Raw genomic sequence first — 18,560 nt, forward strand, 5'->3', positions numbered from 1 at the left:
AATCGACATGGACGTTCGCCAGTTCGCTTTTCTGGCCCGACAAACTTCGGCCCGGATTCAGCCCCGTGAGCAATTCTGCGGCTTGCCCAAGCGCGCGCTGGCGTTGCTGCTGGCCAACGTCATGTTCTGGCAACCGCTGTGGGCGCAAGCCGAAGGCATCGTGGTCAGTGGTTCGGGGACCAACCTGCAACAGGCCGGCAACGGTGTGCCGATCGTCAACATTGCGACACCCAATGCGACCGGTCTGTCCCATAACCAGTACAAGGATTACAACGTCGGCAGCCAGGGCGTGATCCTCAACAACGCCACCGGCCGCACCCAGAACACTCAACTGGGCGGCATCATCGTTGGCAATCCGAACCTGGCAGGCTCCGCCGCCAACGTCATTCTCAACGAAGTCACCGGCGGCAATCCCAGCCAGCTGCGTGGCTATACCGAAGTCGCCGGACAATCGGCCAAGGTCATAGTCGCCAACCCCTATGGCATGACCTGCAACGGCTGCGGTTTCATCAACACCCCGCAGGTGACCTTGACTACCGGCAAGCCGATCGTCGAGAACGGCCGGGTGCAGCGCTATCAGGTCGATGGCGGCGCGATCTCCATCGACGGCCAGGGCCTGAACGCCAGCAATGTCGATGGTTTCGAAATCATCACCCGCTCGGCCCAGATCAATGCACAGATCAACGCGCGCAATCTCGCCATCGTGGCGGGTCGCAACGATGTCGACGCCGCAACTCTGCAGGCCACCGCCCGTGCCGACGACGGCTCGGCCAAGCCGCAACTGGCCATCGACAGTTCCGCGCTGGGCGGCATGTACGCCGGTGCGATCAAGCTGGTGGGCACCGAAGCCGGCGTCGGGGTGAAGCTGGCCGGTCATCTGGCGGCCAGCGCCGGCGACATCCAGCTCGACGCCAACGGTCACCTGAGCCTGGCCCAAGCGGCGGCCAGCGGTGCCGTAAACGTCACGGCGCAAAGCCTGGACGCCCAAGGCCCCGTCTACGCAGGCAGCCAGTTGCGGGCGCAGACCCGTGGCAACCTGACCATAAGCAACAACCTGGCCGCCCGCGACAGCATCACCCTGAGCAGCGGCGGGCAGTTGACCAACAGCGGCATCATCGAAGCCGGGGTCAATGCGGACAACAGCCGCAATGCCCACGGTGACGTACACCTCGAGGCGCAAGCGTTCAGCAACCGCAACAGCGTGATCGCCAGCCGTAACCTGAAAGTCGTCAACGCAGGTGCCATCGATAACCGCAACGGCTCCCTGAGCGGCGCCAACCTTGAGGCCCGCGCGGACCATCTGGACAACCGCAGCGGCCAGATCAGGGTGACAGAGAGCGCCACTGTCACCGCCAAAGATCTCGACAACCGTCAGGGCCGCATCACCAGCCAGAACCAGCTGAGCGTCAACGCCGTGACCGGCGACAACCGCACCGGCATCCTGCAAGGCGACCGCAGCCTGCAACTGGTCGTCGACCACCTGGACAACCAGCAAGGCCTGCTCAGCGGCCGTGGCACGGTTGATATCACCTCCAGCGGCCTGTTCGACAACCGCGCCGGAACCGTGATCGGCGACTCCCTGCTGCGGGTGCAGGCAGGTGCTATCGACAACCGCGAGGGTGAGATCGTCGGCCAGCAAGACGTCGAGGTCCGCACTGAGGGGTTGGATAACCAGAATGGCAAGCTGATCGCCCAGGGTGCGCTGCTGCTCACAGGCGCGCACCTGGACAACCGCCAGAACGGGTTGGTGGCGGCCACCCAGGCGTTGAACGTGCACGTCGACACCCTGGACAACCGTGGCGGCGAATTGTCTTCAGAGGCGGACATCGAGCTGTCCGGTGGCCAACTTGACAACGACGATGCCGGCCAAGTGTTGGCCCGAGGCAGCCTGATCCTCGCCTACGCCAACGTCCTCAACCGCGCCAAAGGCCTGCTGTCCGGCAAAGCCGGTATCGACCTGCGAGCAGACAGCCTGGACAACAGCGGTGGGCGCCTGCTCAGCCAGCGCAACATCGATCTCCTGCTCACCGGTGCCGCCCTCAACCAGAAAGGTCTGATCAGCAGCGAGGGGGCGTTGCACCTGAACGTCGGCAGCCTCGACAACACGGGTGGCAAGCTGTCCAGTGCAGGCCTGCTAACCCTGGACAGCCGCGGCCTGATCTTGAACCGCGGTGGCGAACTGGTCACCGATCAAGGCCTGACCCTTTCCAGCGCCAGCCTGGACAACAGCCAGGGCGGCCGCATCAGCGGCAAGGGTGCGGTGAAGCTGACGACCGGTGCGTTCAACAACGATGGCGGGGAGGTCAGCAGTGCCAACACCCTCGATCTGAGCGCGCAGCAGGTCAGCAACCTCGGCGGCCGCATCGGCAGCCAGTTCGCCCTGACGGCCACTCTGCAAGGGCTGGCCACGCAGGCGGGGCAGTTTTTCAGCAACAGCGCCCTGACGCTGGACCTCAACGGCGGTGACCTGGACAACCGTGAAGGCCTGCTCAACGCACCGGAGCTGACCTTGCGCAACGTCGGCGCGGTGTACAACCAGGGCGGTGAAATCTCCAGCAGCCAGGCCTTCACCCTCAAAGCCCGCAGCCTGGACAACAGCGCGGGCAAGCTGCTCAGCAACCAGACCCTGACCCTGCACATCGAGCGGGCCCTGGCCAACCTCAAAGGCCAGATTGCCGCCGCCGCGCTCAGCGTACAGGCCGGTAGCCTGGACAACAGCGAAGGCGTGCTCACCAGCCGCAGCGATCTGAACCTGACCAGCCAGGGCAGCCTGCTCAACCGCAACAATGGCCTGATCAACGCGGCAGTCATGCTGGACATCCACAGCGCCGACCTCGACAACCAGGGCGGCCAGTTGCTCGGCAACCGCGCTGTGCGTCTGGATCTCAACGGCGGCACGCTGAACAACAGCGCTGGCTTGATCAACGGCGAAGGCCCTTTGACCTTCAACCGCATCGGCGCCGTCGACAATCGCAACGGCGAAATTTCCAGCAACCAGAGCTACACCCTGACCAGTGCTCAGCTGGACAACCGTGCTGGCAAGATCATCAGCAGCGGCCAGCTGTCCGTCATCAGCGGCGCCATCATCAACCGCAATGGCCTGCTGTCCGGCTGGCAAGGTGTGAACCTGCAGGGCAGCAGCCTCGACAACCGCGACAACGGCACCGTTTCCAGCCGCGACGGCAACCTGGCAGTCAACCTGAGCGGGGCGCTGCTCAACAGCAACGCCGGTGCGCTGGCCAGTGCCGGACGTCTGGACATCGACAGTGCCCGCCTGGACAACAGCCAAGGCGGCATTCTGAGCAGCGGCGCCGGGCAAAGCCTGACCGTGCAAGACACGCTCGACAACAGCGAGGGCGGTCTGATCGACAGCGGCGCAGAACTGACCGTTCGAGCCACGCATCTGAGCAACCGCGCCGGGACCGTCAACAGCCAGCAGGACCTGAGCTTTACCGGTACGCAACTGGACAATACCAGTGGTCAATGGGCCAGCAACGGCAGCATCACGCTCGACTTGCTGGGGACCCTGATCAACGCTCAAGGCAAATTCGCCAGCGGCGGCCCTCTGCGCATTCAGCGCGCTGCACACATCGACAACCAAGGTGGGCAACTGGTCAGCAAAAGTCTGCTGAGCCTGCTCACCGGCAGCCTGGACAACCGCAACCGTGGCACGCTGGCGGCGCTCGATCAACTGACCGTGGACGCCAGCGGTACCGTACAGAACGGCGCCGACGGTTTGATCTACAGCCAGAATGGCGCTGTCAGCCTCAGCGCCGCTGAGCTGGAAAACGGCGGGGGTGCCGTACAGAGCCAGACCGGCCTGACGCTGCACACCCGTGGCGCGATCAACAACGCCAACGGTCGTCTCATCGCCCAGAACGGCGACCTGATACTGAACGCCGGGAGCCTGGACAACCGCGGCGGCATCCTTTCCAGCCTGCGCGGCGCTCTTGAAGCGCGCATGGCCGGTAGCCTGCTCAACGCTCAAGGCACCCTGCAAGGCCAGCGCCTGACCTTGTTGGCCCTGGCCGGCCTCGACAACCAGAATGGCCGCATCGCCGCGCAGAGTGGCGACGCCAGCATCACCACCGCTGACCTTAACAACAGCGCAGGCGGCCTGTATGCAAAAGGTCTGATCGACGTCAACGCCAATACCCTCACCAACGCCGGCCAGATTGCCGGCGGCCGTGTGCGTTTTGCCCTGGGCGGTACGCTGATCAACCGCTCCGGCATCATCGAAAGCGACTCCTTCTTCGACATCACCGCGGCCAACCTCGATAACCAGGGCGGCACCCTGCGCGCACTCGGCACGGACGGCGCCTCGGTGTATCGCGTGGGCGGTGTGCTGGATAACCAGGGTGGCGTGATCGAGATGGCGAACGCCGATCTGACGGTCGACGCAGGCAGCTTCCGCAATACCAACGGCTCTCTGCTGCACGTAGGTCTGGGTGAATTCAATATCTCCAGCGCCAACGTCACCGCCGCTGGAGGCAGCCTGGTCACCCGTGGTGGCCTCACCCTCAATGCCGACAGCTGGACCAACAGCGGCGTGCTGCAAGCCGGGCGCCTGACCATCAAGGTCGGCAACTTTCACCAGACCGCCAGCGGCCAGCTGCTCGCTTCGCAGAGCCTGCGTGGTGAAGGCGTCAACTGGAGCAACGACGGCAAGCTGGCCAGTGACGGTGACCTCTGGCTTGGGCTCAGCGGTACCTATGCGGGCAATGGCCGCGTCACCAGCCTAGGCAACCTGCAGATCGACGCCGCCCAGCTGCAACTCGCGACCCCGGCCAGCATCACCTCCGGCGCTGGCTTGAAGCTGGGCGTTGGCGGCACCTTGCTCAATCGGGGCCGCATCACCTCTGTGGATGACGCCGGGATTACGGCCGGCAACATCGACAACTACGGCACCCTCGGCAGTGCCCGATCCCTCACGCTCAAGACCGGCGCCTTGCTCAACGAGCGGGGACTGCTCTTCAGCGGCGGTGACATGGGCTTGCAGGTCGACACCTTCACCAACCGCTACGCCGACGTCTACAGCCTGGCCAATCTGCGCATCGATCGGGACAACAATGGCGGCCACGCCAGCCTGATTCGCAACAGCTCCTCGACGCTGCAAAGTGACGGCAACATGAGCCTGGCTGCCAGCACCATCGAAAACGTGCGCGAAGTGCTTACCGTCAATGACGCCGGGATCTACACCGGCAAGATCTACCAGGTGGCCTGTATCGAGGGCGTCAACGCTGGCGACTGTTCGGGCAAACGCAATTTCGTCTTCGAAGTCCTGGAACGCCAAAAGCTGGAAGTCACCCAAGCGAGCCAGGCATCGAGCATCACCGCAGGCGGCAACCTGAGTTTCAACGGCGGCGACCTGCTCAACCAGAGCAGCACCATTGCCACGGGCGGCAACCTGAACGCCTCGGTCACCAACCTGTTCAACCGCGGCATCGAAACGGGCGACACCGAATACGTGCGCACCTTCCGCACCAACCGCCAGCGGGGCGGACGCGGGCTGATCAGGGCAGCCAATGCTTTCAACGAACAGTACTGGCTTGAAGGCGCTCGTTACGACGCCAACAACCTGAGCGGTCTGGAAGCGGGTATCAGCAACTTCCTGGCCTACACGGAGACCGAGCTTCCCCAGTACGCCCGTGTGACGCAACTGGCAACCAGTGATCAACGCTACGCGGCTGTCATTCAGGCGGTTGGTGACGTCAACATCACTACTCAGAACAACTTCGACAACAGCGTGGTACGCAACGACTACCACTACGTCAGCAGCGGCGCCCGCACCGACACCGGTGCGTCAGGCAGCGATTTCAGTACCCGAGTCAGTCTCGACGCACAGCTGCCTCCCGATCTCGCCCAGCAACAGATCAACCCGCTGTCTCTGCCGGGCTTCAGCTTGCCCAGTGGAGAACATGGCCTGTTCCGTCTCAGTGACCTAGCCGCCACGGACACCGCCGCCAAACAGGCCGATGCCGCCCCGCATAGCTGGACCATTGGCAGCGCGAGCATCGATGCAGCCCAGCGCACCCAGACCGCCGACACCAGCGAGGGCCGTACCGTTCAGGTGGAGGGTCAAGTCGCTTCTCATCAGGCAATGGACGGTCACGTACCCGGCTCTATCAACCGCGTCCAAGGCCTGCCCGGAACCCAGAGCACCTCACCGGCGCACAAATACCTGATTGAAACCAATCCGGCACTCACCGACCTCAAGCAATTCTTAAGCTCGGACTACCTGCTGGCAGGCCTGGGCTACAACCCGGACGAAAGCGCCAAGCGCCTGGGCGACGGCTTCTACGAACAGAAGCTGATCCAGCAGGCGTTGGTTGCCCGTACCGGCCAACGCTTCATCGACGGCCAGCACTCCGACGAAGCACTGTTCAAGTACCTGATGAACAACGCCATCGCCAGCAAGCAGCAACTGGGCCTGTCGGTCGGTACCACGTTGACCTCGGCGCAAGTCGCAGCACTGACCCACGACATCGTCTGGCTGGAAGAGTACAAGGTCAACGGCGAGAACGTGCTGGTGCCCGTGCTGTACCTGGCCCAGGCCAACAACCGCCTCGGCCCCGACGGCGCGTTGATCGCCGGTCGCGACGTCAACTTGGTTTCCGGTAACGACCTCACCAACGCAGGCACCCTGAAAGCCAGCAACAACCTCAGCGCCAGCGCTGGCAACAACCTGGTCAACAGCGGCCTGGTACAGGCCGGCGGCCGACTTGACCTGCTGACGGGCAACACCCTCGTCAACAAGGCCGGTGGCGTGATCACCGGTCGCGACGTCAGCCTGACCGCCGTCAACGGCGACGTGATCAACGAGCGCACGGTGACCAGCCATCAAAGCAGTAGCGGCCACCGCAGCGAACGCAGGGACTTCGCGGACACGGCCGCTCGGATCGAGGCGGCGAATGATCTGAGCGTGTGGGCGGGGCGGGATGTCAATGATGTGGGTGGGGTGTTGCAAGCTGGCAACGACCTGACACTGGCCGCCGGTCGAGATATCAACTTCGCTTCAGCCGAGCAGATTGAAAGCAATGACCGCGGCCGCAAAGCCAACAGCAGTTCCATTACCCAGCACGGCTCCAGCCTTGCCGCAGGCCGGGACGTCATCGCCACCGCCGGTCGTGACCTGACGGCCATTGCCAGCGACATCGACGCCAAACGCAACATCGCCATGGCAGCCGTCGGTGATCTCACGCTGAGTTCCGCGGCAGACGAACAGCACACCTACTCCAAAACCAAAAAGGTCACCGCACAGGAAGATCACGTCAGCCAGATCGGCACTTCGCTCGATGCAGGCGGCGACATCGCCCTGACGGCGGGCAAGGACATGGCCCTGGTCTCTAGCCGTATCACGGCAGGCGACGAAGCCTACCTGTACGCCGGTGAAAACCTGGAGCTGCTGGCCGCTCAAGACAGTGATTATTCTCTTTACGACAAAAAGAAAAAGGGCAGCCTGGGCAGCAAACAGACCCAGCGCGACGAGACGACCACCGTTACCAACGTGGGCACCGAAATCAAGACCGGTGGCAACCTCACCCTGGAAAGCGGCGGCGATCAAAAGTATCAGGTCGCCAAACTGGAAAGCGGCAAGGACCTGACCCTGGACAGCGGCGGCGCCGTTGATTTCGAAGGTGTGAAGGATCTCAAGCAGGAGAGCCACGAGAAGAGCAGCAGTGATCTTGCCTGGATGTCCATGGGGGGCAAGGGCAGGACAGATGAGACGGTGCGGCAGAGTGAGTTGGTTGCGCAAGGTGCGTTGGTTATCAACGCCGCCAACTCCATCAGCATCGATGTCAAGAAAGTCGACAAGCAAACGGTGGCCCAGACCGTAGACGCCATGGTGGCCGCCGATCCAAAACTGGCATGGCTCAAACAGGCGCAAGCTCAAGGCAATATCGACTGGCGGCAGGTGGAGGAAATCCACCAAAGCTTCAAGTATGAACATTCCGGTTTGGGCGCAGGTGCTCAGCTGGCACTGGCAATTCTGCTGGCTGCAGTAACGGGCGGCGCTGGCGCTGCATTGGTGGGTGCCACAGCTGGAACCACGACTGCCGCAATTGCCAATGCTGCGTTGGTCAGCCTCGAAGTAACGGCAGCCAACAGTGCAATCAGCAACAAAGGCAATTTGAAAGCCGTCACCAAAGATACCTTCGGCGCCAAAGGCCTGAAAAATGCTGCTGTGGCAGGCGCAACGGCTGGTGTCACCCAAGGCGTTATCGATCCAGCCCTGGGAGGCAAGACAAGCAACTGGAACAACGTCACCAAAGGGTTCGACCTGAACACCCTGGACGGTGTTGCAGGTTTCGCGCTGCACGCGGGTGCCCAGGGTGTGGCGGCAGGGGCAATCAACACCACCATAAACGGTGGCAGTCTGGGCGACAACCTCGGTCAGGGGCTGGTCGGCCAGGCGACCAATGTCGTAGCGGCCACTGCGTTCAACTTCGTTGGCTCCTACGCACAGAGCCATTGGCAAGCCGCCAAGGATGCCAACGATCCGGCAACCATGGCGCTGTGGGCTGAGGGAGGCGCTGGCCGAGTCGCAATGCACGCGCTGATGGGGGGCGCGATTTCCAGCGCCATGGGCGGAGACTTCTCGACCGGCGCAGTCGCGGCCGGTGCGAGCCAGGCCATGGCACAGGTGCTGAACAATACGTTCGACAGCAACCCTGAACTGCGCGCCGCATTCTCACAGATCGTCGGACTGACGGCAGCAGGCCTCAGTGAGGGCGATGTCGGGAAAGCGGCCTACGTTGCGCAAATGGCGGACAACTACAACCGCCAACTGCACTACAAGGAAACCCTCAAATTAGAGGAGTTGCAGAAAGCAGACCCTCAAAATGCCGCCCGACTTGCAGCCGCTGCCTGTGCCATGACTCATTGCAGCGCCTCCGTGCCGGATGACGATCCCAATCGCCAGCGTTTTGTGGAGCTGGAAAAAACCGGCGCGCAGTACAGTGCTGAACTGGCAACGCTGCGGGCGTCCGGCGCTTTCGAAGAGTACTCGAGGTGGGACGCCGCGAACGACACTCTGCTGCGCGAAGACCCGATACTCAGCAAGGGCAACTCGGTGGGCCGCGCAGTGGCCGGCGCAGCAGGAGCGGCAAGCGGATTTGGCCTGGCCGTCGTCTCGACGCCTGCATGCATAACGGGAGTCGGCTGTGCGCTGCCGGTGTTGGCGGGTGTGGGTGGTGCTGCCTCATTCCTGGATGGCGTACAGGCTACGCGGGACTACTTCGCACCTTATGAATACACCCAAGGGCAAAGGGTCGCGGACTCGTTTTCATCGCAAACCTATCCAGGCGATGTAAACCCGATAAAGGACTACGGAACCACAGCGGCGAAGTATGCGTTGCAGGTTGCGTTGATCAAGGGAGCGGGTAAGCTGGCGGCAGGGCCAGGAAGTTCGGTGCTGGTGGAGGGGGTGCCGGGTGGGGGGGCGAAAGGCGCAGGTATCCTTGCGAATGCGGAGAGAGGGACGTTAACAGAAGCAAATTTTGCTCAAAATAAAATCAAGTCTGATCGATCCTTTAGTGAGGATGGGCAAAAGGTATACTCAGAGATGGCCGGCACACCGATCAAGACAGTTGAAGACTTAGCAAGCGCTTTGAGGGCTGGGACAATTAAGCCGAATCAGCTTCCCGTTGATTATGTAGATATGAATGGGACTCGCCTTATTTTGAATACGCGAACTTCTACCGCGCTTGAGCAGGCAGCTATCCCTCGAAGTGAGTGGTTCGGGCGCAATCAGACAGGTGTTGAGGCTTATCAAGGTAAGACATTCAATGATTTGGCAGCAGATCAGTTAAAAAATAACAAATTGCCGCCGACAGGCGCAGAGCAATTAAAGTCGGTGCGTCCATGAAGATAGGTCAGCCAAAATTAATACTAGATCCATATGAGTGGCTGCCAGGATATGGTGAGTCAAGAGTATCATTCCACTCCGTTGGCTCGGATGTGCTACTTGATATTGAGTATGAGAAGGAAGTTGTAGTTGATAGCGAAGAGGTTGTACTGGCTTTAAGGCGGGAGATTGCGTTCAAGTCTGTGCGATGCTTTATTCGGGAGCCATTCCCTGGAGGTGCTATTTTTGAGTTTGAGGGTGATTCAGGTGAGTTTCGGCTTGGTAAGTTGACCGAGTTTATAGACTCCGAATGGGTAAGGAATAACTTGAAAGCATGGCGTTCCGTGTCGAGTCACGAACCGCCGAAGTTGAGGCATTTCAGTATTCAGTTTTTGTCAGAGAATCTTGCTTTTCATGTGCTGGCTGCAGATGTATTTTTATCCAATGAACTGTCGGGCAGTTGATTTTGTTTTGAAATAAAATTAACGGGAACCGCTTCAGTTAACCAAACACTATTTTCAGCCTGAAAAAATTTAAATCCCTGTTGGTACATCCGCAGGGATTCAATCTTCAGAACCACTGGTTTACCGTAGCGCTGTCCGACAGCGATAGCCGTCAGAGTCTCTTGCGATAGATGCACATGGTAGCGTGAACCTGCAATCAATCCTTGCTGAAGAATAGATTCAAGAAAGCGTGTTGCAGTGCCATGGTAGAGGAATTCTGGCGGTTCTTTCTCTATGTGTTGGAGGTTTACGTCTGGTGCTGAATGTCCCTGCGCGGCTCGAATACGCCGGCCATCGTCGGAGAGGGTAAAGCGTTTCTTATCACTGCTATTTACTACTGTCTGAATTATTGCGTGGTTAAGTACGCGGCCTTCTTTCGCTGCGCCGGTAATCAAAGAGTTTATGTCTGCCCAGCCTCCTGAGTCGAGTTGCAATCCGATAGTGTGAGGCTCATGGCGCAAAATATAGCTTAGAAACTTGCTTGTTTCGTTCAGTTGCTTGTTATTCATGATTGTCCTGCATGCATTTTCGATTTTCAGGATTTAGTCGCAGTCTTTTTACTTACTGGAAATTTCCCTTCCTTCACTACTCGCCTTGGTCGTGGCCCGAGCGATCAGGGCATCGAGCATCTGCGCAACAAATTTCTTCTTGCTCTTAGGTAGCTGGTCGATGACTTCCAGTTGCTGTTGCCATTTCGGAGCCGGACCACGCTTACGCACAGTGGATTCCTGCTTCTGACCAAACAGATCTTCGAGTGTGGTCGAAAGCAGCCGGGCCAGCTCTGGCAACGCAGCTACCTGGATACGCCGCTTGCCGGACTCATAGGCTTGGATAGTCTGTTGAGACACGCCCAGCCGTTCAGCCAGTTGGGTTTGGGTGATGCCGTGTTCTTTGCGCAGGCGGGCAATGCGTTCGCCCAGGGCAATGAAAAATTCACGTTCTTCGCTGGTGATGCTCATGGCTGTCGTCGACGAGAACTGTAACAGGACAGCCATAAACATATTCCAGCGTTTACTACTGTTTGTTGTAAATACTACTATTGGTGGTAGATTGTCGTCACGTTGTTTTTGCTTTTCCCGCTTGACAGCTTTTTGGAGAAAACCTGATGGCCCGCATCCCCGAAGCCGAACTGGAACGCCTCAAACGTGAGGTGTCACTGGTTCGGCTGATCCAGTAGCAGGGCCATGAGCTGAAAAAACGCGGCAAGGATTGGGTGATGTGCTGCGTGTTTCATGACGAAAGCACGCCCAGCCTGTCGGTCTCCGAGGAGAAAAATCTCTATCACTGCTTTGGCTGCGGGGCCGCAGGTTCGGTGATCGATTGGGTGATGAAAACTCAAGGCGTGTCGTTGCCGCACGCGGTCCAACTGCTGCGCAACGATGCGCCGCTGGAGAACACGGAAAAAGTCGGTGTGACACGCAGCCATGCTCGACACCTCCCTTCTTTAGCTGCGGGCTCTTCTGGTCTTGAAGCCGCGGCGCTGCTGCGTTCGGTGGCAGAGTTCTATCACGCCAATTTCAAACAATCCCCCGAAGCAGTGGCCTATTTGGCGTCTCGCGGCCTGAACCATCCCGAGTTGATCGAGCATTTTCAACTTGGTTATGCCAATAAAACCCTGACTTACCGCTTGCCCGCCGGGCATACTCAGGCCGGTCGGCAGGTGGGACAGCACCTGTAAGATTTAGGTGTTTTGCGCTCTACCGGGCACGAACATTTAAACGGCTGTCTGGTCGTGCCGGCACTGGGTCTGGAAGACGGCGCCCAGCCAGAGCAGCCCGGGCGGGTGATGCAGCTTTACGGGCGGCGTATGCAGCCGAACAACAAACTGCACAATCAGCCCCGGCATTTGTACTTCGCCACGCCGTTGCGCGGGGTCTGGAACGAAGCCGCGCTGTTGGCCAGACTAGAAATTATTCTCTGTGAATCGCTGATCGACGCCATGACGTTTTGGTACTTCAAGCGAGCGATTGACCGAGAGATAAAACTAACGTCGCGCATTACTCAGGTAACTGCCCAAACAAGCCCCAAGCGCTCACTTGGGGCTTCACACAATTGCGGTTCTTCCAAACCCTACATCACAGCACAAACCTACTCATCAGCCCCTGCAAATGCACACCCAGTCGTGCCAGCTCAACGCTGGACGATGCCGTTTCCTCACTCGCCGAAGCCGTCTGCTCGGAGATGTCCCGAACGTTGATCACACTGCGATTGATTTCCTCGGCCACCGCGCTCTGCTCTTCGGCAGAGGCGGCTATCTGCTGGTTCATCGATTCGATGGTCGTGATGGATCGGCTGATGTTACCTATGGAGGTGCCTGCATCGCGGGTTAAGGCAACGCTGTCATCGGTCAGCAGGCGGCTGTTTTCCAGGGTGGTCGCTACTTGTGCGGTTCGGCTGTGCAAACCGTCGATCAAGATCGCAATTTCTTCGGTCGAAGTCTGAGTGCGCTGGGCAAGACTGCGGACTTCATCGGCGACCACGGCGAAGCCGCGTCCGGCCTCACCGGCGCGTGCGGCTTCGATGGCGGCATTGAGGGCCAGCAGGTTGGTCTGTTCGGCCACTGCCTTGATCACGTCGAGCACGCCACCGATCTTGTTGCTTTCCTGTTTCAGCTCGTCCATTGCAACTTTGGAGCGCCCGACCTCGGTGGCAAGTGTTTCGATCTGAATGACGGCCTTGGAAACGACGGCATCGCCTTCGCGCACTTCTCGGGAGGCACTGACGGCGGCATTCGAAGCTTGCTCGGCATTGCGGGCAACTTCCTGCACGGTGGCAGCCATCTGGTTCATGGCCGTGGCGACCTGGTCGGTTTCAGTGCGCTGGCTGTTCACTCCGGCGCTGGTCTGCTCGGTCACGGCGGAAAGCTGCTCGGCAGCGCTCGCGATCTGGGTGACGCCATCGCGCAGGCCGCCGATCAGCTGGCGCAGGTTCAAGGTCATGCGGTGCATGCTTGTTTGCAGCAGGCCAAGTTCATCCTTGCGTGTTGGGGCTTCATTGTGGGTCAGGTCGCCATTGGCGACGCGGTCAGCCAGCTGCAGTGTTTCACGCAGTGGAATGACGATCATTCGGGTGATGATCCAGGCCGCCAGGACGCTGGCGATAAGCGCGGCGACGAGCCAGAGAATCAACATGCGGTTGGCTTGATCGACGTCTGCAAGGCGCAAGGCTACCTGGTTCTGTGCCAGTAGATTGGCCGAACCGAGCAGGACTTCGATGTTCTTCGAGATCCCCGCCTGGCCTTGGTTGATGGTGGCTTGTGAAGACGAGAATCCGTTGATGGCGGATCCATAGGCGTTCATCGAGTCCACCAGGCTGGCGACAGCGGAGGCGTCGATGCCGGAACTTGTCAGGCTTTTCATGTAATCGGAGGCTGCGGTAATCGAGGCGGCGGCCAGCTGTTGTGCCTCGGGTTTGAGGGTGTAGGTGTACCCACGCACATCGAAGCGCATCTTTTGAAACAGCATGAGAGCCCGTTGCACCGCTTCGCGTTGCGCGGCGTCGCCATCCATGGAATTGGCTCGCCCATTCAACTGCCGCAACTTGGCGTCTGCGGTATCGGCTGCAGTGCCGAAGACATCCCTGCTGGCTTCCCGCGCGCGGGTGGCAGCGATGATGCTGTTGTAATGATCCTTGTATTCCTTCATGGCCGCCATGGCCGCTTTCACATGAGGGATATTTAGCTCGGAGTTCAATACGCTGTTGAGGTAGGCGAGGTGGTTATCGAGATTTTCGTAGGCCTTCAGCCAGGTCGCGGCGTTGGCGTCGTCAGAGTTCTGGCCATAGACCAGTCGGGCGATGCGCATGTCTCGGGTCAGGGTGCTGAGCTTGGCAATGTCGGTGATGCGCTCGCTGCGCTCACTCATGGAGGCGATGCCTCGCCAGCCCGTCAGGGCGATCAGGATCGTCAGTACGATCACGAGCGTGAACCCCAGTGCCAACTTTGATCTGACTGATAAGTTGGTCAACGCATTGTTAAACATGTAAGCCTCTCGAATAGATGTTTTAGTTTTCCAGTCGGCTCCTCCATGCCATTGATGCGTCAATGCCATCGGCTGGGAGCAGAAAATCTTTAACAACTATTTTTAAAAGAGGTATTTATTCTTGATGTTGCGAAGTATTGAAAAAGTTCACTGACTTTCAGGATATTTATCTAAGTAAGTATTTCAAGATGATTTTGAATAATGCGAACCCCCCAATCCCAGACAGGTATCCCCAAGCTCATGCACAGCGGGCAGCGAAAGGTCGAGTCGGCAAAGCGGGCTGGTGTCGGGAGGCAGGCATGCTGCAGCGACCATGATGGATGATCGATGGGACGAAGGTCGTGGGGAGACGGGCTTCGGACGACGAAGCGCAGCGCGGTACTGCAGAAGGGAAAAGATGGTGCACTAGGCGGGATCGAACCCACGACCCCTGCCTTCGGAGTCCTAAAAGTCGACGTTTAGAATCAACACGTTAGCGGGGATTAGCTGGGAAATCAATGGGCTGTGTTAGCTGGGGTTAGCGGGTTTTCGCCTTGGTTAGCGGGGCGAGTGTGGCAAATTTGTGGCACGTACAGAGACTGGATTAAGTCTTCGGAGTTCTCCTATATCTCATTCATAGCTTCGAATTCATCTCTACTCGCATCAAGATCGGGCTATCACGTTGTTGAATGGGGCGAATAACGAAATTCATTATAAATTTGCCCACTCAAATTTTCACTTTACCTACTTCGGATTTAAATAATGGCAAGGAGTCTGTGAGTCAAGAGCATCGTGCAAATGGGCCCGGTCGATTTTTTTTGCTAAGCCTATTTTAAATGTCTGTCTAGCGCCATAGAAAACATCTAAGTGGTGTAAAGGATGTATGTCTCCCCTAGCGTGAACTGGGTCATGATCATATCTAATGTATCCATCTTCGGTCATTAGAAGATCTCTTAATACAGCCCATCCTCCTCTGTTGTGAAGGAAGTAGTCTGACACAGGCGCTGCGAAGTCGATAATGTCGTCATAGAAAAATATCTCTTCGCTGGACATAACACCTAGTATGTCAGATGTCATTTGGCTATCAATTATTACGCCTGCCAGAGATTTAAATACAAGCTGATCATTTTCTAGTGTGGCATTGAATGGAAAGCCGATTGAAAAGTGTTTGTCTTCAGAGTAGAAAAATAACCTGCTAGTTTGAGAAATCACAAGTTCAAAGTATTCTTCACCAGGCTGCCCTGTCAATGCTGGCCCGACATCCATTAACTTTATAACCTTCATAAGCAAAGTAATAACATCTTTTCTTGCTCTGATAGGGTTGAATACTAGCTCGGAATTCCAAGGCGCGATAGTAAATGCAAATCGCTTCATTATCGTCCCGCCATTTTTCGATAATTGAATTCTACGACTTCTACGACTTCGTCTCGGTCAAAGCTATCGCCTAACGTATATCGTACAGTTTCAGTCAAGTCGCCACGAAATATTGGTAGTACATTAAGCTCATTAAATATTTCATTTAAAAATTCGTAGTATGAAACTGTGCGGCTCGTGAAATTAATTTTTGTTCTGATTTTTTCTATTTCTACAGCTGATGGTGCAACAACTTCAATAGCATCAGAGCTGTTTATTCCTTCGAGTCCTGCGGTTAGCTGCTGGTAGATTATTTGGTTTGGTTCTTTAGGTATTAGTAGATAAGTCTTTATAAATGAGCGAGTAAGCATCATATACAAAGCATTGCGTAGGCTGTGGCTTCTAGAGATTGTTTCTGCAACGCATATGACAAATGGAAACTCTAGGCCTTTAACGTGATTCCGATTACTGACGAATAGGGTATCTTTGATTTTGCGCTTAGATTCGTAAGCCTTGTTAACCTTCCACGATAGAATTCCGGGAATTGATTGCTCTAAAATATCCGCTAGTCGAAAACTACGTTTATTAGCATTAAGGAAAATTACCCCAATATCTTCCACTGTTGCTGTTGGGTTGGCTTTTTTGATCTCGGAGATTATATTTATGATTGTGCAGGCCGTGTCGGAGCCGTCTTTTGCGTCATCGCCTCCTGTCAGTAAGACCTCGGTACTGGTAAATTCATTGCTATCCACATCCTCGAATCGCCTGAGTGGTTCTCTCGATAGTCTATACAGTGTATTGGTTCGGTCTTTTTCAACAATATATCCACAAGACTGCCATTCTTCATCTGCTAGCCACTGTAGCTTCTCTTTTTCAAAAAGACCCATGCCTAATGAGTGTGCGAACATTAGTGTGCGCGGATCAGTTCTGTAACATTTGCTTAGCAGGAAGTCAGGCTTTATATCGCCTGCTACCTCTGAGAAAATATTCTGAAAAATATCACCAGCGATGTAGACAGTGTTGTTAGTGACCTTTTGGCATAGTTCAAAGAACGACTCAGGGAAGTCTTGGCTCTCATCGATTAGCATGTAGTCCAGTGCAGCTTTAGTTTGTTCTCCTTGGGCAGCCAGCTCTTCTAGCGCCTTCTTGCATGCACTATCAAATGACATTGAAGGACTGTAGCGATGAAATGTCAGTCCGTAAAAATGACAAATATATCGGTATGCCCCTGAGTTGTAATCTCCACCAGAGCCCCAAGCATTGTCACACCATAGTCGCTCAGACCATTCAATCTGTTGTTCGACCTTCATGAAGTTGAAAAAGTCGGGAATTCGTTTTTTTAGGCTGTCAGCAAGTATTTTATTGTGGCATGTAAAAAATATTCTTGTGCTTTCTGATGCAGTGTATATTTCTTTTAGTTTGTGAAGTAAAAGCTCGGTTTTTCCTGTGCCAGATAAACCTTGAATTCTGACTACCGGCTTAATATTTTTCTGGTACACAAAACGTGTTTGTTCACCGTCAAATAATAATATTTTTTGCTTGACTTTATCAAGTAGGTTGTCTGGAACCTTTTCCTTGACTCTGTCAATGTCGTTGATGCTGCCGGTAATCAAAGATATTAAAAGTTCACACTTTTTCTGTCTATCATCACTTGGAATAATATTATTGTCTAATATTTCAGATAGGTTAAAGTTTTCAAGATCAACAGTTACGTTACTGTATAGATCGCTCCAGGTTCGCGGGCGTCCAATAATGCTTTTATAACGATATTTATCTGCTACAGCACTTAAGTCCTCGAGGAAGTCCTCTTGAAACTCTTCAAATGCTTCTTCGTCTGCTCCAAAACTAATAAAGAGCATTTTGTGTTTTGGGACCAGCAAGACGAAGCCGGCACTAAACTCATATGAGTATTTGTTGTCGCCTAATGGTTTGTTTACTATATACACTTGCTCAAGTTTTTCTTCGGCATATCTTCTAGCAGACTCAACAATTGCGTGATTGTTGTCGTCCTCCTCAATGCTCATGTAAAAGAAGCTGCTCGACATTAGAATATTCCTGCTCAGTCCATGGATGCTAGAAAAATCTTTTAGCACTTGGCGGGACTTTCGTCAACAGAATGTGATGAGATAATGTTGCGTTACATTGCTATTTGACTATTATGTTGAGTTTCTTATATGTGGTGAGCTCTTAAAGCTTGTAGCGATTTTTAATATGGGATTTTTTGCTATTTTTGTTGCTGTTGATAATGAAAGTGCGAATATTCCAATTTAATAGTTGAAAGTGCTATTTCGATTACTGGAGATTTATTACGCCAAGTTGTGAGCTCAGCTATTTTTCGAATTTGGACTCCCTATTGAGAGCTTGTTCATAGGCCTTGATGGAGATGACAAGATTTGTCTGTAGGGCAGGGCAAAGGTCACGCAGTTGAACCGTATAGGTGTTGGATTTCAATTGATCCTGTGGTTCCTGCCCGGTGGCGGCATCAACCGATAATTCCAGCTCACTCATTTCCGAGCCTCCACCTGAGACTTCTTGGTAGGGCGCCCGACTTTATGTGGGCCTTCGGTCGAGGCTTGCTTGAGGAGAGGAGCCGATGTGATTGCTCCGGTACGCATCCACTGTCTGAGATCACCTAGCCGCCATCGCAAGCGTGACAGGCCGGGAACGGGCTCAAGCCCCGGCAATTTGCGCTGACGCACGGTCAGAGCGCTGAAGCCTGTCAATGCAGCTACCTCGGCAACGCCGATCAGTACGTCATCTGCTAGCTTCTGAATTTTTTGAATAGTTTCGTAATCGATGCTCATCGTGACTATCGCTCGGCTGCTATGGAATGCCTCCAGCTTTCGCCATGCGACTGCGGACTCACTAGGACACCTTTTTGACAGATGCGCGATTTAG

Annotated in this window: 10 protein-coding genes and 1 pseudogene; 3 read left to right on the forward strand and 8 right to left on the reverse strand. The window is 56.0% G+C overall.

Annotated elements, in window-relative coordinates:
• Positions 1-7: 7 nt before the first annotated feature.
• Positions 8-9,868 (forward strand): DUF637 domain-containing protein, encoded by a 9,861-nt coding sequence (locus tag B2V21_RS04110; protein ID WP_286916093.1) that lies wholly within the window; start codon positions 8-10, stop codon positions 9,866-9,868.
• Entirely contained in the window at positions 9,865-10,311 is a 447-nt protein-coding gene (locus B2V21_RS04115) for a hypothetical protein (protein ID WP_286916094.1), read from the forward strand. Before B2V21_RS04110 ends, B2V21_RS04115 begins: the two co-directional genes overlap by 4 nt.
• On the opposite strand, the gene B2V21_RS04120 is transcribed toward B2V21_RS04115, so the two are convergent.
• Positions 10,260-10,859, reverse strand: coding sequence for an RNA 2'-phosphotransferase (locus tag B2V21_RS04120; protein WP_090361867.1), 600 nt, complete (start codon positions 10,857-10,859; stop codon positions 10,260-10,262). The genes B2V21_RS04115 and B2V21_RS04120 overlap by 52 nt on opposite strands.
• Positions 10,860-10,907: 48 nt before the next feature.
• The gene (locus B2V21_RS04125; protein WP_208598873.1) at positions 10,908-11,309 is read right to left on the reverse strand and encodes a helix-turn-helix domain-containing protein; all 402 of its coding nucleotides are present in this window, start codon (positions 11,307-11,309) and stop codon (positions 10,908-10,910) included.
• Positions 11,310-11,539: 230 nt separating this feature from the next.
• Here B2V21_RS04125 and B2V21_RS04130 point away from each other — a divergent pair, with 230 nt between their 5' ends.
• Positions 11,540-12,028, forward strand: a complete 489-nt coding sequence (locus tag B2V21_RS04130) for a CHC2 zinc finger domain-containing protein (protein ID WP_279626333.1) — start codon at positions 11,540-11,542, stop codon at positions 12,026-12,028.
• A 397-nt stretch (positions 12,029-12,425) separates the two neighbouring features.
• Here the strand turns inward: B2V21_RS04130 and B2V21_RS21545 are convergent, their stop codons facing one another.
• The 6 genes and pseudogenes from B2V21_RS21545 to B2V21_RS04155 form a co-directional block, all read right to left on the reverse strand.
• Positions 12,426-13,298, reverse strand: coding sequence for a methyl-accepting chemotaxis protein (locus B2V21_RS21545; protein WP_414708351.1), 873 nt, complete (start codon positions 13,296-13,298; stop codon positions 12,426-12,428).
• Positions 13,281-14,399: pseudogene (locus B2V21_RS21550) on the reverse strand (methyl-accepting chemotaxis protein); the annotation flags it as partial. The gene B2V21_RS21545 and the pseudogene B2V21_RS21550, both read right to left, overlap by 18 nt.
• Before the next feature lie 654 nt (positions 14,400-15,053).
• The gene (locus tag B2V21_RS04140; protein WP_286916095.1) at positions 15,054-15,683 is read right to left on the reverse strand and encodes a hypothetical protein; all 630 of its coding nucleotides are present in this window, start codon (positions 15,681-15,683) and stop codon (positions 15,054-15,056) included.
• Positions 15,683-17,707, reverse strand: a complete 2,025-nt coding sequence (locus B2V21_RS04145; RefSeq protein ID WP_286916096.1) for a DEAD/DEAH box helicase — start codon at positions 17,705-17,707, stop codon at positions 15,683-15,685. Before B2V21_RS04145 ends, B2V21_RS04140 begins: the two co-directional genes overlap by 1 nt.
• Before the next feature lie 283 nt (positions 17,708-17,990).
• A complete protein-coding gene (locus B2V21_RS04150) occupies positions 17,991-18,170 on the reverse strand; it encodes a hypothetical protein (RefSeq protein ID WP_286916097.1) in 180 nt (59 codons plus the stop codon).
• A complete protein-coding gene (locus B2V21_RS04155) occupies positions 18,167-18,466 on the reverse strand; it encodes a helix-turn-helix transcriptional regulator (protein ID WP_122688000.1) in 300 nt (99 codons plus the stop codon). The genes B2V21_RS04150 and B2V21_RS04155 overlap by 4 nt, the downstream gene beginning before the upstream one ends.
• Between the last annotated feature and the right edge of the window lie 94 nt (positions 18,467-18,560).

Source organism: Pseudomonas sp. UBA6276 (assembly GCF_002438365.1).
GTDB classification, from domain to species: domain Bacteria; phylum Pseudomonadota; class Gammaproteobacteria; order Pseudomonadales; family Pseudomonadaceae; genus Aquipseudomonas; species Aquipseudomonas coleopterorum.